The organism is Nitratireductor aquibiodomus NL21 = JCM 21793, from assembly GCF_000615975.1.
GTDB classification, from domain to species: Bacteria; Pseudomonadota; Alphaproteobacteria; order Rhizobiales; family Rhizobiaceae; genus Nitratireductor; species Nitratireductor aquibiodomus.
This window is the reverse complement of the sequence record NZ_BAMP01000011.1, coordinates 35390-51492: the sequence shown is the minus strand read 5'-3', so window position 1 is coordinate 51492 and position 16103 is coordinate 35390. Positions and strand designations below refer to the sequence as shown.

Sequence of the window (16103 nt, the reverse complement as noted above, 5' to 3'; positions counted from 1 at the left end):
AAGTTCGATTCTCGATGCGCCCACAGCAATCCGCGGTTTTTGGTAAACGCAAGGAGCCCCATACGATCATCATCGCACGGGGCGACAAGATACGGCACTTCACCGTGCGGCCCTGGATTGCTGCAATGGCGGGTTCAGCTGTTGCAGCGCTTGCCATCGGTTATCTTCTCGCCACTTCCTATCTGGTGCTCCGCGACGATCTGATCGGTGCGACCGTCGCCCGCCAGGCGCGCCTTCAGCAGGCTTACGAGGATCGAATCTCCGCCCTGCGTGCACAGCTCGATCGTGTCACAAGCCGGCAGCTCCTCGATCAGCAGTTCATGCAGGAAAAGGTTGGCGAACTGCTTGCCCGACAGGACCAGTTGACCAAACGGCAAAGCCGCCTCGCTCCGGTGCTCAATCGAGCCGGAGCAGAACTGCTTCCCGAGAATGCGCCGGTGCCCGCCCCCAGGCCCCAGATCAAGGCTGAAACCGACCAGTTGCTTGACCCGACAAAAACCGGAAGCATCGCTGTCGCCTCGTTTGCTCCTTCGGCCAGAGACACGGTTCCCTGGCCGCTGCGCGCCCAGACATCCCAGCAGAGTGGACCGCTGTCAGCAGCGGACAAGGCGGACTATCTGTTTGTGAAGCTCAACCGCGCGCTGGAATCAATTGAAACTGAGCAGATCGACAGCGTGAGGCTGCTCGCCGAAGACGCCTATCAGACTGCCGACGCCATTGCCGGCACCCTGGAAGATGTTGGCCTGACAATCCCTGAAGATGACAGGGAGCAGAACGTTGGTGGTCCGCTTCTCGCTGCCACCTCGGCCCTTGTCTTTGAGGATCAGGTACGAGAACTGGATGAAGCACTGTCCCATCTGAACGAGGTGAAGACGAAGGCAAAGCGGCTCCCGCTGGCGAACCCGACACCTGGTGCACCGATATCAAGCCGATTTGGTGCACGAAAGGATCCGTTTCTCGGTCGCCTGGCACATCACGCCGGAATCGACTTTCGCGCCCGCCGTGGCACCCCAATCCACGCGACCGGCGCTGGAACCGTCGTCAAGGCAGGCTGGAACGGCGGCTATGGACGCATGGTGGAAATCGACCACGGAAACGGCCTGACGACGCGCTACGCTCACATGAGCAAGATTCTCGTAAAGACCGGGGACAAAGTGGATGTCGGCACGAAGGTGGGCAAGGTAGGCTCCAGCGGTCGCTCCACAGGGCCGCACCTTCATTATGAAGTGCGCAGATCCGGCGCAGCCATCAACCCGTCCCGCTTTATCTCGGCGGGACGAAAGATCGCCAAATATCTCGAAAGCGATTCCTGAACGTGAAAACGGGCGAACGCCATGCGTCCGCCCGTATTGTCCTGTTTCGCCGACAGACCGGCTAGAGCATCGGACCGAAAAGCGGAACCCGGTTTTCGGGGTATTCCGATGCTCCATTAATATTTTAGATCGTCCTTTGTGCGTCCGGATGGACGCACGGCGATCTACGCCAGGTCCTCAACCTCCGCACCATCGCTGCCATGCACACGCTGCGACAGAGCGGCTTCCATGAACGCGTCGAGTTTGCCGTCCAGAACATCCTGAGGGCTGGTGCTTTCCACGCCTGTGCGCAGATCCTTCACCAACTGATAGGGCTGCAGAACATAGGAACGGATCTGGTGCCCCCAGCCGATGTCGGTCTTGGATGCTTCGGTCGCGTTTGCCGCGTCTTCGCGCTTCTTCAGTTCTTCCTCATAAAGACGCGCCCGCAGCATGTCCCAGGCGGTCGCCCGGTTCTTGTGCTGTGAGCGTTCTTTCTGACACTGAACGACGATACCGCTTGGAATGTGCGTGATGCGGACTGCAGAGTCGGTCGTGTTGACGTGCTGACCGCCCGCGCCCGACGCGCGATAGGTATCGATGCGAACCTCGGAATCGGGAATGTCGATATCGATGGTGTCGTCGATGACCGGGTAAATCCACGCACTGGCAAAGGAGGTGTGCCGCCGCGCATTGCTGTCATATGGCGAAATACGCACGAGGCGATGCACGCCCGATTCCGTTTTAAGCCAGCCATAGGCATTGCGCCCCTTGATCAGCAGCGTGGCAGACTTGATGCCCGCCTCTTCGCCGTCATGGACTTCCATCACATCAACCTTCATGCCGCGGCGTTCGGCCCAGCGCGTGTACATGCGCAGAAGCATTTGCGCCCAGTCCTGGCTCTCGGTACCGCCAGCGCCGGCGTGAATTTCAAGATAGGTGTCGTTGCCGTCAGCCTCACCGGAAAGAAGCATTTCGACCTGACGGGCCGCGATCTCGTCGTTGAGCCCCTTCAGCGCGGCTTCGGCCTCCGAGACAACCGAGGTGTCACCCTCTTCCTCTCCAAGTTCGATGAGCCCGACATTGTCCTCAAGCGCCTGTGACAGGTTGCGGACACCGGTGATGTTCTCTTCGAGCATCTGGCGCTCGCGCATCAGCTTCTGGGCCTCCTGCGGATCGTTCCACAGATCAGCCTCCTCGGCGCGGGAATTCAGATATTCGAGCCTCTTTACCGCTTCATCCCAGTCAAAGATGCCTCCTCAGCAGGCTTATGGCCTGCTTGATTTCGTCGACAAGATTTTCGGTTTCCGCACGCATTGCAGATCCACACCTCGGTTTTGTTGGATTTTTCAGGAACGAAATCCTGAATCGCGTCGGACCATATGGAGCGTGCCCGCCTGTGTAAAGCGGACACGCCGATAATCGGTCGACATTGTCAGTAGAGGCCGCCGGCGCCCGAATTGACCGCACGGTTGGCCTGGGGAGAAATCACCCGGGGACCGCCCGCGCCTTCCAGGTCCTCCATGCCGATGACCCAGTAGCTGTCGGCCGGCCCCGTGCCCGGCTTGAAGGCTTCCATGATGACGCCCGGCTGTCCTGCCTGGGCGCGCATCCCCGTCTTGCGATCGATGGGAATGATATTCATGCCTTCAGGCACCTGAAAATCCACAGGGCGCATATCCTTCAGGGCGTTCGCCATGAATTCCTTGAAGATCGGAGCGGCCAGGCCACCACCCGTGGAGCCACGCCCCATCGGACGCGGTGTATCGTAGCCCATGAACACTCCGACCACGAGGTCGGGTGTATAACCGACGAACCATGCATCCTTTTCGTCGTTCGTCGTGCCGGTCTTGCCGGCAATCGGGCGGCCCAGCTCTGAAACGGTGACGGCGGTGCCGCGCGACACCACGCCCTGCATCATCGAGGTGATCTGATAAGCGGTCATGGGATCGAGAACCTGATCACGATCGTTGATGATCTCCGGTTCATCCTGCCCCGTCCACTCGCTCGCAACGCAGCCGACGCACTCGCGGCGGTCATGCTTGTAGACAGTCTTGCCGTAGCGATCCTGAATGCGGTCGACCAGGGAAGGCACGATCTGTTTTCCGCCATTCGCCATCACTGCATAGGCTGAAACCATGCGCATGACCGTCGTCTCGCCGGAACCCAGCGACATGGCCAACACGGGAAGCATTTTGTCATAGAGGCCAAAATGCTCCGCATAGTCAGCCACGAGCTGCATGCCCATGTCCTTGGCCAGGCGAACCGTCATCAGGTTGCGTGAGCGCTCAATGCCCGCACGCAGTGTCGAGGGACCAGCCGACTTGCCGCCGTAATTCTTCGGTTCCCACACATCGTTGCCGACCTGAATAGAGATCGGCGCATCAAGCACAACCGACGCCGGCGTGTAGCCATTGTCGAGCGCAGCAGCATAAACGATGGGCTTGAAGGCCGAACCGGGCTGGCGATAGGCCTGCGTTGCGCGGTTGAACTGGGAATCGGCATAGGAGAAACCGCCAACCATCGCCAGGACGCGTCCCGTATGCGGTCCATGGCCACCAGAGCGCCCTCGATCTCGGGAACCTGACGCAACTCCCACGCCCGCTCCGTATCCGGTTTCTTCTCGACGAAAATCACGTCACCTGGCTTCAGGACGTCCGACTGCCTGTTCGCCTTGACCCGCTTGCCATCGACCACATGGCGCATGGCCCATTTCATGTCGTCGAGCGCAATGGTTCCTGTCTCGCGTTCTTCCGAAAGCGCACCGGAGACAACACGTTCCGGTTTGATGCCGATGGAAATCTTGTCGTCTTCAGTCCCCAGAACGACGGCAAGTTGCCATTCCGGCACGTCGCTGAGGGCATCGACTTCGCCGAGCGGAACACCCCAGTCTCCAGAAATGTCGATCTGCGTGACCGGTCCGCGATAGCCGCGCAGCGTATCGTAACGAAGCAGACCATTCTGCAGCGCCTTGCGGGCATAAAGCTGCAATTGCGGGTCGAGCGTCGTGCGAACGGAAAGCCCGCCTTCGTAAAGCGCGTCCTCTCCATAGCGGGAGATGATGTCGCGGCGGACCTCTTCGGTGAAATACTCGCCGGCAAAGAGATAGGTTCCACGGCGACGCGGAGACACATTAAGCCCGGTCGCCTTGGCCTTCTCGCCCTCTTCTGCCGTTGCGTAACCATTGGCGACCATCTGGTCGATCACCCAGTTGCGGCGTTCTATGGCGCGCTCCGTGTACCGGAATGGATGATAATTCGACGGGCCTTTGGGCAACGCGGCAAGATAGGCCGCTTCGGCAAGCGACAGTTCATTGACCGACTTGTCGAAATAGGTCAGCGCAGCACCCGCGATGCCATAGGAGCCAAGACCGAAAAAGATCTCATTGAGATAGAGTTCGAGAATGCGATCCTTGGAGTAGGCCTGCTCGATGCGGAAGGAGAGCACCATCTCCTTGATCTTGCGCTGCATCGTCTGGTCCGACGTCAGAAGGAAGTTCTTGGCGACCTGCTGCGTGATGGTTGATGCGCCCACCGGGCGGCGGCCGGAACCAAGATTCTGGATATTGGTGACCACGGCTCGTGCAAGACCGGTCACGTCAACGCCCGGGTGATTGTAGAAGTTCTTGTCTTCAGCCGAAAGGAAGGCCGCCTTGACACGGTCAGGCACTGCCTGAATAGGCAGATAAAGCCGGCGCTCGCGCGCAAACTCCGCCATCAGTGCACCGTCGGCGGCGTGAACACGGGTGGTCACCGGCGGCTCATACTTTGCCAGAACCTCATAGTCGGGAAGATCTTTAGTCAGATCGCCGACATAAAGTGCAATGCCCGCTGCCACCAGCAGCGCCAGCACGATGCCCACGCCAAAGAAATACCCGATGAGACGTACCATGCCCGCTCCAATTTACACCCCGACATAGCCTTGCCCTGTCAAAGTCAGGGATCGCCGGGGCCGCCTTTCAAGTTCTGTCCGCATCACAAAGAGGAATGACGCATGGTGCCTCGTCACAGCAACGCAGTCCGCCCATCTTCGTTGTTAGCGATTCTATAGTACCACTTTTTGTCACGATCTTCCGCCCGGAACACCCGGAGCTTCTGGAAAATCCTGCGTTTTCCCTTACTGCCTCAGCCTTGTGGGCAAAATACGGCGGCAGACATGCCAACACCTCCAGCCGCATTAATCCATGCCAGCGTTGCAGACTTGCAACGTCTTTGCATCATCCGCGAGCCCCGCCATTGGCCTTCGCGAAATAGCCCACCGCCTCGATGATCGCATCCATCGTGGCTGCGCGCCATGCCGGGTCCCGAAGCTGGGCCTCGTCCTTCGGGTTCGAAAGATAGCCAAGCTCCAGAAGAACCGAAGGGATGTCGGGCGCCCGCAGGACACGGAATCCCGCGTACCGGTGCGGGTTCTTCACCAGTTGAACCGTATCCGACAGTTTGCCGATCAGCGTGCGCGCAAAGCGTATGGAAAACGCATGCGTCTCGCGCCGTATGAGGTCGACCAGAATGTCTTCGACTTCATCCTGCTCTTCTTCAGGCACCTTGCCTGCGATCTCGTCGGAGAGGTTTTCGCGTGCAGCCGTGGCAGCAGCCTCGGCGTCCGAAGCCTTGTCGGACACCGTATAAACGGTCGCCCCGCGCACACTGCGAACTGCGATTGCGTCAGCGTGCACGGAGACGAACAGGTCCGCGCCTTTTTCCCGGGCGATCCGCACCCGCTCGTCGAGCCGCAGAAACCGATCATCTTCCCGCGTTAGAACGACCCGGTAAAGCCCGGTTTCCTCGAGTTTCTTGGCGAGTTCCAGTGAAAACAGAAGCGTGATCTGCTTTTCGACCGTGCCGTTAACGCCACGCGCACCACCATCAGCGCCACCATGCCCCGGGTCGAGCGCGACGGTGAAACGATCCTGCGCCCGGGACGGGGCCTCCAACCGGGCTTCCGTCTCCGGTTTCAGCATGCTCGCACGCAATGCCGCATCGAACGCCTCGGTCGAGCTTGCCCGCAGTTCAATGATCAGGCGAAACCCGTCCGAAGTCTCGTTCTCCTTCACTTCGGCCTTTTCCACGGAGAACGGCCCGACCGCCCTGAAGACGAGCCGGGCTCGCTGCGCATCGACAGCACCGTACTGAACCGCGGCCACGAGCCCGCGCGGGCGCAGCTCAAGCGGGTCGAAAGAAAAGTCCGTCGGCGGGAGATCGATCACCAGCCGGCTGGGATCGCGCAGAAGAAACCATCGAAAGTCGGGTTTGCGGTCGAAATGGACGACGATGCGTGTGTACTGCGCATCACCCGCCATCTTGTAATCATGTGCCTTCAGCGCGGAATCAGCACCATAAGCGTTGGTGAAGACAAGAAAGATCGCCGCAAGAACAACCGAAAACAAAAGTGCTGGTCTGTGCAAAACCGTCTCTCTGCGATGCATTGTGCGAATTTTTATCGAATCAACATCGATTCCCTACGAACAAAGATGGCAATTTTGCTCTCGAATCGCCGGGAAACCGGCATTTTATATGCGCTTTCCAGATCGATTGAGCAAATACGCGCCGGGTTCCGCATCGACCTGCCACGCAACCCGTCAATGGAAATCAGGGTTGCCAATACAACTGTCAAATCATAAAAGCATCTATGAATCATCGCGATACGCGTGCCTGGTTGAGTCTCTGCTGACAGACGGCGATGAGCAACGGGGCGAACCTTTTCCGCTGCCGCAAACCGGAACGTGCGGTGATTCAGAAGGAATTTTTCAGGGCGTTCTCCAGACATGAGGGCTCTGACATTGGAAACGGCCGGACCTTAAGAAACGTCCGCGCCGGCTCGCTATGAGCAAAAGCTGGCCCGTAAAACCGGGCCTTGGTTGAAACGGTTCTGCCGGGCGATGGAATGGCTTCAGGCGCGATTGGAAATAGATCCGGATTAAAATGCACCGCGAAATCGGTGTTCCGGCCCAATTTCGCGCGGCCTTCAACGCCGACGAACCTCAGATTATCCGGCACAGATTGTCACACTGGCTTGCGGCGACACGCGTGGAGTCCAGCCCGACAATCGTTCTGCCGGGGAGACAAGAATTTATGCCGAACAAAATGCTAATAGACGCCTCCCATCCGGAGGAAACAAGGGTCGTCGTCCTTCGCGGTAATCGCATCGAAGAATTCGATTTCGAATCTCAGGATAAGAAGCAGCTTCGCGGAAACATCTATCTGGCGCGTGTAACGCGCGTTGAACCTTCACTTCAGGCCGCTTTCGTCGAATATGGTGGGAACAGGCATGGCTTTCTCGCATTCAGCGAGATCCATCCTGACTACTACCAGATCCCGGTAGCCGACCGTCAGGCACTCATCGAGGCCGAGGCGGCGGAAGCCAAGGCGGACGAAGACGAGGAAGAAGGCGAGCAGCGCCAGACCCAGAAGGGCGGGCGCAAGCGCCGCCGTGCCAGCACCCGGAAGAAGTCGGCGAAACAGGACGATGTCGCTGCTGACGAGGAGAATGGCGAAACCCTCTCCGAAGAGCCATCCGATGACGATGAGGCTTCCGAAACCGATGGCGAGGAAAAGTCCGCGGCGATGGCTGCGGATGCAGCCGGCGATGTGGTTTCAGAAGAACCGCGTGGAAAGCGCTCCCGTCGCAGCCGTTCCAGAGACGACAGCAATGGAGATGACGGCAATGGCGACGACGAGGACGACAATGTCGATACCGTTGGGGCCGATGACGCGCTGGAGGAGGCTCAGCCCCCGCGCCGTGCCGCCCGCAAGAACTACAAGATCCAGGAAGTCATCAAGCGCCGCCAGATACTTCTGGTTCAGGTCGTAAAGGAAGAGCGCGGCAACAAGGGCGCAGCACTTACCACCTATCTGTCGCTCGCCGGACGCTATTCGGTCCTGATGCCGAACACGGCACGCGGCGGCGGCATTTCACGCAAGATCACGAACGTCCAGGACCGCAAGCGCCTCAAGGATGTCGTGAAGCAGCTTGATGTACCGCAGGGCATGGGGGTCATCCTGCGCACCGCGGGTGCAAATCGCACCAAGGCGGAGGTCAAGCGCGATTACGATTATCTGATGCGTCTGTGGGAGAAAGTGCGCTCCCTCACGCTTGAATCGACCGCGCCTGCCCTCGTTTACGAGGAAGGCAGCCTGATCAAGCGATCCGTGCGCGACCTCTACAACAAGGATATCGGCGAAGTCCTTGTGGCAGGCGAGGAAGGCTATCGCGAAGCCAAGGACTTCATGCGCATGCTCATGCCGAGCCACGCAAAGGTCGTGCAGCCCTATCGCGAGGTTACACCCATCTTTGCCGGCAACGGTATCGAAGCACAGCTGGACCGGATGCTGCAGCCACAGGTAACGCTGAAATCCGGTGGCTACATCATCATCAACCAGACCGAGGCGCTGGTTGCAATCGACGTCAACTCCGGCCGCTCCACGAAGGAACACTCCATCGAAGACACCGCGCTCCAGACCAATCTGGAAGCGGCAGAAGAGGTCGCGCGCCAGTTGCGCCTGCGCGACCTTGCAGGTCTGATCGTCATCGATTTCATCGACATGGAGGAAAACCGCAACAACCGCGCGGTGGAAAAGCGCCTCAAGGAATGCCTGAAGAACGATCGTGCGCGCATCCAGGTGGGTCGCATCTCGCATTTCGGCCTTCTGGAAATGTCCCGCCAGCGCATTCGCGCAAGCGTTCTTGAGAGCACGATGCAGCCCTGCCCCCATTGCGGCGGCACCGGGCATATCCGCTCGGATTCCTCCGTGGCTCTGTTCGTGGTTCGCTCCATCGAAGAATATCTACTCAAGGATTCCCGCAACAACATCGCAGTGCGGACCCCCACCCCCACGGCTCTCTATCTCCTCAACCACAAGCGCGCCAATCTCGTCGAGATGGAGAACCGCTTTGGTGTAAACATCACCGTGGAAGCGGACGACGAGGTCGGTGCGCAGCACTTTGCGATCACCAGGCAGCAGCCCGCCGACAAGTCGGGCATGGAACAGCCCGCCCCCACGGCTCCGGTCGACGTTGCAGAACCGGAAGAGACCGCCGCCCCGTCACACGAAGCCACCAACGGTGAGGATGGCGAGCCGCGCAAGCGGCGGCGCAAGCGCAAGCGGCGCGGCGGCCGCAACCGCAACGGTGGCGGTGAGGCAGCAGCGGATCAGAATCAGAATGAGAGCTCCGAACAGGCTCCATCGACGCAGATGCCATTGCTGCGAGCGCCGGTGAAGACGCTGTTTCTTCCGAAGAGCCTGCCGAGGCAGCGGCTGCGGAGGGTGGTGAAGGCGAGCGCAGGAAGCGTCACCGCGGCAAACGGGGTGGTCGCAAGAACCGCCGCGAGAACCAGGCGCAGGACGCACAGGCTCCAGAGACCGAGACCGAAAGCGGGAATGAAGAGCCTCAGGCAGTGAATGCCGACACTTCGGACAAGGTCGAAGCTGCGGTAGAAGACGCTCCGCAACAGGACGGTTCAAGCGACGCGGCACAGGAACCGGCGGCAGACGAGAAGCCGGCAAAGAAGCCGCGCCGCCGCACGCGCAAAACTGCCGCTGCCGCAGCCGACGACAGCCAGAAGACCGAAGCGACCAATGGCGCGACGCCACCCGCAGAGGAAGGGCCTGCCAGACAAGATGCCACTGAGGCAGTCGCATCGGAAGAGGCCGCCGCTCCTGCGCCGAAAAAGCGCCGGACCGCCACACATCGCAGCACGGCGAAAGCCAAGGCTGAGGAAAAAGACGCTCCGGTCAAGGAGAGCGCTGTTGCGGAAGCCGAACCGGTTGTTTCCTCGTCAGAGCCTGCAGAAAGTGACCGGCCGCGCAAAACCGGCTGGTGGCAGCGCAAGAGCTTCTTCTAGTAGCGCTCCTGACGACTTGATCTCGAGAAGCCGGCGTTCTGCGCCGGCTTCTTTTGTTTGCGGCATGGCGACGCTGGTAATCAAAACTCCATGATCGCACGCGGTTCTGCCTTTCCATCGCCCTCATGCTCGTCTACCACTTTCGCGATGCTTGAGAGAAACACCATGGTTTACACGACAGTCACGCGAACCATTTCGCTTTTCCTCGTTGCGGCCTATCTCACTGTCGCCTCGACACCCTCTGCCTTTGCCCAGTCCAGAGTGACCGTCGTGCGCGATGCGGAGATCGAAGCCCTGATCTCGGAATATGCCCAACCGATCCTGAAAGCGGCGGGCCTCTCCCGGTCTGGCATAGACATCGTCCTCGTCAACAATCGCAGCTTCAACGCCTTTGTCGACGGACGCCGGATTTTCATTCACACCGGCGCACTGACGGATGCGGAAACGCCCAACGAGGTCATTGGCGTCCTCGCTCACGAGGCCGGTCATATCGCCGGCGGTCATCAGGAACGTCTGCGCCAGCAGTTGCAGCGCGCACAGACAATGGCGATTGTCTCCGCACTGATCGGCATCGGTGCAGGTGTGGCCGGCGCCGCTTCGGATTCGCGCGGCCTGGCAACGGCTGGCATGGGCATGGCAGCCGGTGGCGCTGAAATGGCCCGGCGCAGCTGCTCGGCTACCAGCGCTCCGAAGAAGCAACAGCAGACCGCACGGCGATCGACTATCTCAATCGAACGGGCCAGTCGGCCAACGGCATGCTCAAGACCTTCGAGCGCCTTGCCGGCGGCATGGCGCTGGCCGGCGTCGATGTGGATCCCTACCAGATCAGCCATCCGATGCCGCGCGAGCGCATCGCCAATCTGGAAGAGCTCGCCCGCAAGAGCCGCTACTTCGATCGTAAGGATCCCCCGCAGCTACAGCTTCGTCACGACATGATGCGGGCCAAGATCGCCGCCTATATGGAAGGTGGGCAGGCCGTTCAGCGCCTGTTCCGCGGCAATCCGCGCGGCATTCCGGCGCGCTACGGCGATGCCATCGCCACCTATCTCAATGGCAACCCGCGCACCGCACTTCAAAAGGTCGATGCCCTGATCGCGGAAATGCCGCGCAATGCCTATTTGCAGGAGCTGCGTGGTGACATTCTCATCAAGGCCAGCCGTGCGGAAGAAGCGGCCAATGCCTATGCGAGAGCACTTTCGCTTGCACCGGGAACCCCTGGCCTTCTGCAGGTGGGCTATGGGCAGGCCCTTCTTGCGACCGGCAAGCCGGATCTGGTGAAAAAAGCCGCCTCCGAATTGCAGACAGGTCTTTCGCGCGAGCCGGAATTTGCCAATGGTTATCGTTATCTCGCGCAGGCCTATGGCCAGCTCGGAGACATCGCTGCGGCCGAACTGGCAACGGCGGAAGGCCATTTTCATCTCGGCCGCTATCAGGATGCAAAAATCTTCGCCACCAGAGCACAAAAGCGGATGAAGCGCGGAACGCCTGGCTGGCTGCGTGCCCAGGACATCATTCAGTACAGAAAACCGGGTTAGCGTGAACCATTGACGCGCCATCGACACCCATGAGCGCACCCGCCCACCAATCAGATGAATCGGAACATGACATGACCTTCACCAGAAATATCCGAGTGCTTGCGGCGACGGCCGCCCTGCTCACGCCAGTCACATTGTTCGGCACCACGGCGCAGGCCGAGACTGCAGCACCGCTCGGCAAGCCGCAGGTGGAGCAGATTGTCCGCGAGTACCTGCTCAACAATCCCGAAATCCTGCTCGAGGTCCAGGACGCGCTGGAGAAGAAGCAGCGTGAAGAGCAGAAACTGGCCCAGCAGACAGTCATGAAGGACAGACAAGAGCAGCTCTTCAACAGTCCCTACGACGGCGTGGTGGGCAATCCCGACGCAGCCATCACGGTCGTGGAGTTCTTCGACTACAATTGCGGATACTGCAAGCGCGCCATGACGGACATGCAGGCGCTGGTCGAGGAAAACGACGATGTCCGCTTCGTGCTCAAGGAATTTCCGATCCTCTCCGCCCAGTCGCGTGAAGCGCATGTGGTTTCCATGGCGGTTCATGCGATTGCCCCGGAAAAATACGCCGATTTCCACCAGAAGCTTCTGGGCGCGGAAACGCGCGCCGACGGCGAACTGGCCATGAAGATCGCAACAGAAACAGGCATCGACGAAGCCGCGCTGCGCAAGGAGATGGAGAATCCGGAGATCCAGAAGGTCTTTGCCGAGACCTACGATCTGGCGAATCAGCTTGCCGTCACGGGAACACCCGCTTATGTGATCGGCGATGAAGTGGTGTTCGGCGCGCTGGGCAAGGACGTTCTTGCCGAGAAGATCGACCAGGCACGCACGCAAAGCAACTGATCGGCGCCTTGAGCGCGCTGTGGACAGACAAAGAAGCCCCTTGCCATCTTTGCGGCACGGTCTAAGCCCTCTATAGAGGAGCGTATTGAGCGTGCCGCGAGGGGTCAGGGGACAATTTCATGGCGAAAACAGTCTTCATATTGAACGGGCCCAACCTGAATGCGCTCGGCAGGCGTGAGCCCGGCATCTATGGCGGCGATACCCTGGAAGGGATCGAAGCATCCTGCCGGGAAAGGGCTGCATCGCTTGGCATGGACATCGAGTTTCGGCAATCCAATCACGAAGGTGACCTCGTTGACTGGATTCATGAGGCCGGTGAAGGTGCCGCCGGGATCGTCATCAATCCAGGCGCCTACGGGCACACGTCGATCGCGCTGCATGATGCAATCCGCGCCGTCAGCCCGCTGCCGGTGATTGAGGTGCATATCTCCAACATTCACGCACGCGAGGCCTTTCGCCACGTTTCGATGATTGCCCCGGCTGCAAAAGGCATGATTTGCGGATTGGGCACAATCGGTTATGTACTCGCGCTGGACGCGCTGGCCGCAAGCCGGCCCGATTGAGAACAAGGCAGGACAAAGCATATGTCGACAAAGAAGACGGGGGTCGATCAGCAACTCATTCGCGAGCTTGCGACGATCTTGAACGACACCAATCTGACGGAGATCGAGGTCGAACAGGACGACCTGCGAATTCGCGTGGCCAAGCAGGCAGCAGCGCCGGTGCAGACTTACGCCGCACCTGCTCCGGCGCCTGCGCCGGCTGCTCCTGCAGCCTCGGCCAAGGAAGAAGCGCCGGCTGCCAGCCCCGCCGATTCCAAGAATGCCGTTCCCTCCCCCATGGTCGGAACCGCCTATGCCGCCCCAGCTCCGGGCGCAGCCGCCTTCATCCAGGTTGGCCAGACCGTGAAGGAAGGCCAGACGCTTCTGATCATCGAAGCGATGAAGACCATGAACCAGATCCCCGCGCCCCGCTCCGGCACCGTGACGGCGATCCTCTTCGAGGACGCGCAGCCGGTTGAGTTCGGCGAGCCGCTGGTTGTGATCGAGTAGTCCGGGGCAGGCGCGCATGTTTCACAAGATCCTCATCGCCAATCGCGGCGAAATCGCCCTGCGCGTGCTGCGCGCCGCCAAGGAGCTCGGCATCCAGACCGTGGCCGTGCATTCCACGGCGGACGCGGATGCGATGCATGTGCGCCTTGCCGACGAGAGCGTTTGCATCGGGCCGCCGCCCTCGCGCGACAGCTATCTGAACATTCACCAGATTCTGGCCGCCTGCGAGATCACGGGCGCAGACGCCGTGCATCCGGGCTATGGCTTTCTTTCGGAAAACGCCAAGTTCTCCGAAATTCTGGCCGCTCACAACCTGACCTTCATCGGCCCCTCGGCCGACCACATCCGCATCATGGGCGACAAGATCACCGCCAAGAAGACGGTGAAGGAGCTGGGCATTCCGGTGGTTCCCGGCTCCGATGGCGCCGTCACCGACGATGTGGAAGCCAAACGGATCGCCGCTGATATCGGTTATCCCGTTCTCATCAAGGCATCGGCCGGCGGCGGCGGGCGTGGCATGAAGGTCGCGAAGACGGAAGCCGACTTGGCCGAAGCGCTCTCCACCGCCCGCGCCGAAGCAGGCGCCGCCTTTGGCGACGATGCGGTCTATATCGAGAAATATCTCGAAAAGCCGCGTCACATCGAAGTGCAGGTCATGGGCGACGGTGCCGGCAAGGCCATCCATCTGGGCGAACGTGATTGCTCTCTCCAGCGTCGCCACCAGAAGGTCTGGGAAGAGGCAAATTCACCTGCCCTCAATGTCGAACAGCGCAACCGCATTGGCGAGATCGTGTCAAAAGCGATTGCCGATCTTGGCTATTCCGGCGCAGGGACGATCGAGTTCCTCTACGAGAACGGCGAATTCTACTTCATCGAGATGAACACCCGCCTTCAGGTGGAGCATCCGGTCACGGAAGCGATTACCGGGATCGATCTGGTGCATGAGCAGATCCGCGTTGCCTCGGGCGGCGGTCTTTCCTGCACGCAGGATGAAGTGCGCTTCGAGGGCCACGCCATCGAATGCCGCATCAATGCGGAAGACCCGCGCACCTTCACCCCCTCGCCGGGCACGATCTCGCACTTCCACACGCCCGGCGGTCTCGGCATCCGCGTCGATTCCGGCGTCTATTCCGGCTATCGCATTCCACCTTACTACGACAGCCTGATCGGCAAACTGATCGTGCATGGCCGCAACCGGGTGGAATGCATGATGCGCCTACGCCGCGCCCTGGATGAATTCGTGGTCGACGGCATCAAGACCACGCTGCCGCTGTTCCAGGACCTGGTCGGCAATCCCGACATCGCCAACGGCGATTACGACATCCACTGGCTGGAGAATTACCTGGCGAAGACGGGCTGAGGCCCGCCGCTCCATGTGATTCTCCGGCAACCTCGCCGGTTGGGCACGATGGCACGACCTTTCGCACCAGGATTTCGGATTCCTCCGGATCTTCTCTTGCGCGCTTATGCCACCGGAGTCTTCCCGATGGCCGAAAGCGCCGACGATCCGGAGGTGTTCTGGGTGCGGCCGGAGATGCGCGGCGTCATCCCGCTCGACACGTTTCACGTCCCCAAAAGCCTGGGCAAGACGCTGCGCCGCAATCCTTTCCGGATCGCTTTCGACACGGACTTTGACGGCGTCATCGAAGGTTGTGCAGAGGCACGGCGCGACAGCACCGAAACCTGGATCAATGCACCGATCCGCGAAGCCTACGGGCTTCTTTTCGAGAACGGCCATTGCCACACGGTGGAAGCCTGGACGGATGAAGGATTGGTCGGTGGGTTGTACGGCGTGACGCTGGGCCGCGCCTTCTTCGGCGAGAGCATGTTCTCACGCCGCACCGATGCCTCGAAAATCTGCCTCGTTCATCTCGTGAAGCGTCTTCGTGAGCGTGGCTTCACGCTTCTCGACACTCAGTTTACGACACCGCATCTCAAGCAATTCGGCGCAATTGACGTGCCGCGGAACCGCTACGAGCAGCTCCTGCAGGAAGCACTGCAATGCGGCGAGGCCCGCTTCAATCCGTAAAACGGAGAATCAGATCAATTGGTCTCTGGCGGCGGGACGTCAGTGTCTTCCTTGCAGCCCTTCAGCCACACATCGTAGACCGCGTGCTCGACGGCGTTCAGACCGGGGCTCTCGGCCAGCATCCAGCCGGTAAAGATACGACGGATTTCCCGGTCCAGGGTAATCTCGTCCACCTCCACGAAAGCATCCGTGCGCGGCTCTTCGGTCTCTTCCGAAGTGTAGCAGACCCGCGGAGTGACCTGCAGCGCACCGAACTGAACCGTCTCGTCCATATAAACGTCAAAAGAGATGATGCGCCCGGTGATCTTGTCGATGCCGGTGAACTCGGCCACCGGGTGCTTGATCCGGGCAGCCTGGACCGGCGCGGTCGCCAGCACAGCCAGTCCCAATGCCACGATCAGCCCGAAACCGGCGTTTTTCTTCTGGCCTGACTTCATATGGCTCGACACCCGTTCTGTTTGCTTGTCACGCTGAGAGAGTCCAGCGGAATCGCCCGACCCACGATAAAGCTTAC

At 60.2% G+C, this 16103-nt stretch carries 9 protein-coding genes and 3 pseudogenes; 8 read left to right on the top strand and 4 right to left on the bottom strand.

Going from position 1 to position 16103, the window contains the following annotated elements:
- The first annotated feature begins 14 nt into the window (after positions 1–14).
- Positions 15–1313 (top strand): M23 family metallopeptidase, encoded by a 1299-nt coding sequence (locus JCM21793_RS05145; protein ID WP_025029671.1) that lies wholly within the window; start codon positions 15–17, stop codon positions 1311–1313.
- 164 nt (positions 1314–1477) lie between these two features.
- Here JCM21793_RS05145 and prfB read toward each other — a convergent pair.
- From prfB to JCM21793_RS05130, 3 genes and pseudogenes are all read right to left on the bottom strand, one after another.
- Positions 1478–2609, bottom strand: a protein-coding gene (gene prfB, locus JCM21793_RS05140) for a peptide chain release factor 2 (RefSeq protein ID WP_141685985.1) whose coding sequence is annotated in 2 segments (ribosomal slippage) — positions 1478–2539 and positions 2541–2609 — 1131 coding nt in all. Because the reading frame shifts where the segments join, the coding sequence is not laid out codon by codon here.
- 118 nt (positions 2610–2727) lie between these two features.
- A pseudogene (locus tag JCM21793_RS24275) lies at positions 2728–5183 on the bottom strand (penicillin-binding protein 1A).
- Between the two features lie 325 nt (positions 5184–5508).
- The gene (locus JCM21793_RS05130) at positions 5509–6717 is read right to left on the bottom strand and encodes an N-acetylmuramoyl-L-alanine amidase (RefSeq protein WP_370671623.1); all 1209 of its coding nucleotides are present in this window, start codon (positions 6715–6717) and stop codon (positions 5509–5511) included.
- Positions 6718–7363: 646 nt separating this feature from the next.
- Here JCM21793_RS05130 and JCM21793_RS24270 point away from each other — a divergent pair.
- From JCM21793_RS24270 to aat, 7 genes and pseudogenes are all read left to right on the top strand, one after another.
- Positions 7364–10134, top strand: a pseudogene (locus tag JCM21793_RS24270) (Rne/Rng family ribonuclease).
- 147 nt (positions 10135–10281) lie between these two features.
- A pseudogene (locus JCM21793_RS24265) lies at positions 10282–11669 on the top strand (M48 family metalloprotease).
- Between the two features lie 71 nt (positions 11670–11740).
- Complete coding sequence (locus JCM21793_RS05110) at positions 11741–12508, top strand: DsbA family protein (protein WP_025029669.1); 768 nt, start codon at positions 11741–11743, stop codon at positions 12506–12508.
- 119 nt (positions 12509–12627) lie between these two features.
- On the top strand, positions 12628–13071 hold the full coding sequence (aroQ, locus tag JCM21793_RS05105; protein ID WP_007008045.1) for a type II 3-dehydroquinate dehydratase: 444 nt from the start codon (positions 12628–12630) through the stop codon (positions 13069–13071).
- Positions 13072–13092: 21 nt separating this feature from the next.
- Complete coding sequence (gene accB, locus JCM21793_RS05100; RefSeq protein ID WP_007008044.1) at positions 13093–13560, top strand: acetyl-CoA carboxylase biotin carboxyl carrier protein; 468 nt, start codon at positions 13093–13095, stop codon at positions 13558–13560.
- A gap of 16 nt (positions 13561–13576) precedes the next feature.
- Positions 13577–14920, top strand: a complete 1344-nt coding sequence (gene accC, locus JCM21793_RS05095) for an acetyl-CoA carboxylase biotin carboxylase subunit (RefSeq protein WP_007008043.1) — start codon at positions 13577–13579, stop codon at positions 14918–14920.
- Positions 14921–14968: 48 nt separating this feature from the next.
- Positions 14969–15589: a leucyl/phenylalanyl-tRNA--protein transferase gene (aat, locus tag JCM21793_RS05090; protein WP_007008042.1), complete on the top strand. Its 621-nt coding sequence runs from the start codon at positions 14969–14971 to the stop codon at positions 15587–15589.
- A 14-nt stretch (positions 15590–15603) separates the two neighbouring features.
- Here aat and JCM21793_RS05085 read toward each other — a convergent pair whose 3' ends face one another.
- The gene (locus JCM21793_RS05085; RefSeq protein ID WP_007008041.1) at positions 15604–16026 is read right to left on the bottom strand and encodes a DUF2155 domain-containing protein; all 423 of its coding nucleotides are present in this window, start codon (positions 16024–16026) and stop codon (positions 15604–15606) included.
- Between the last annotated feature and the right edge of the window lie 77 nt (positions 16027–16103).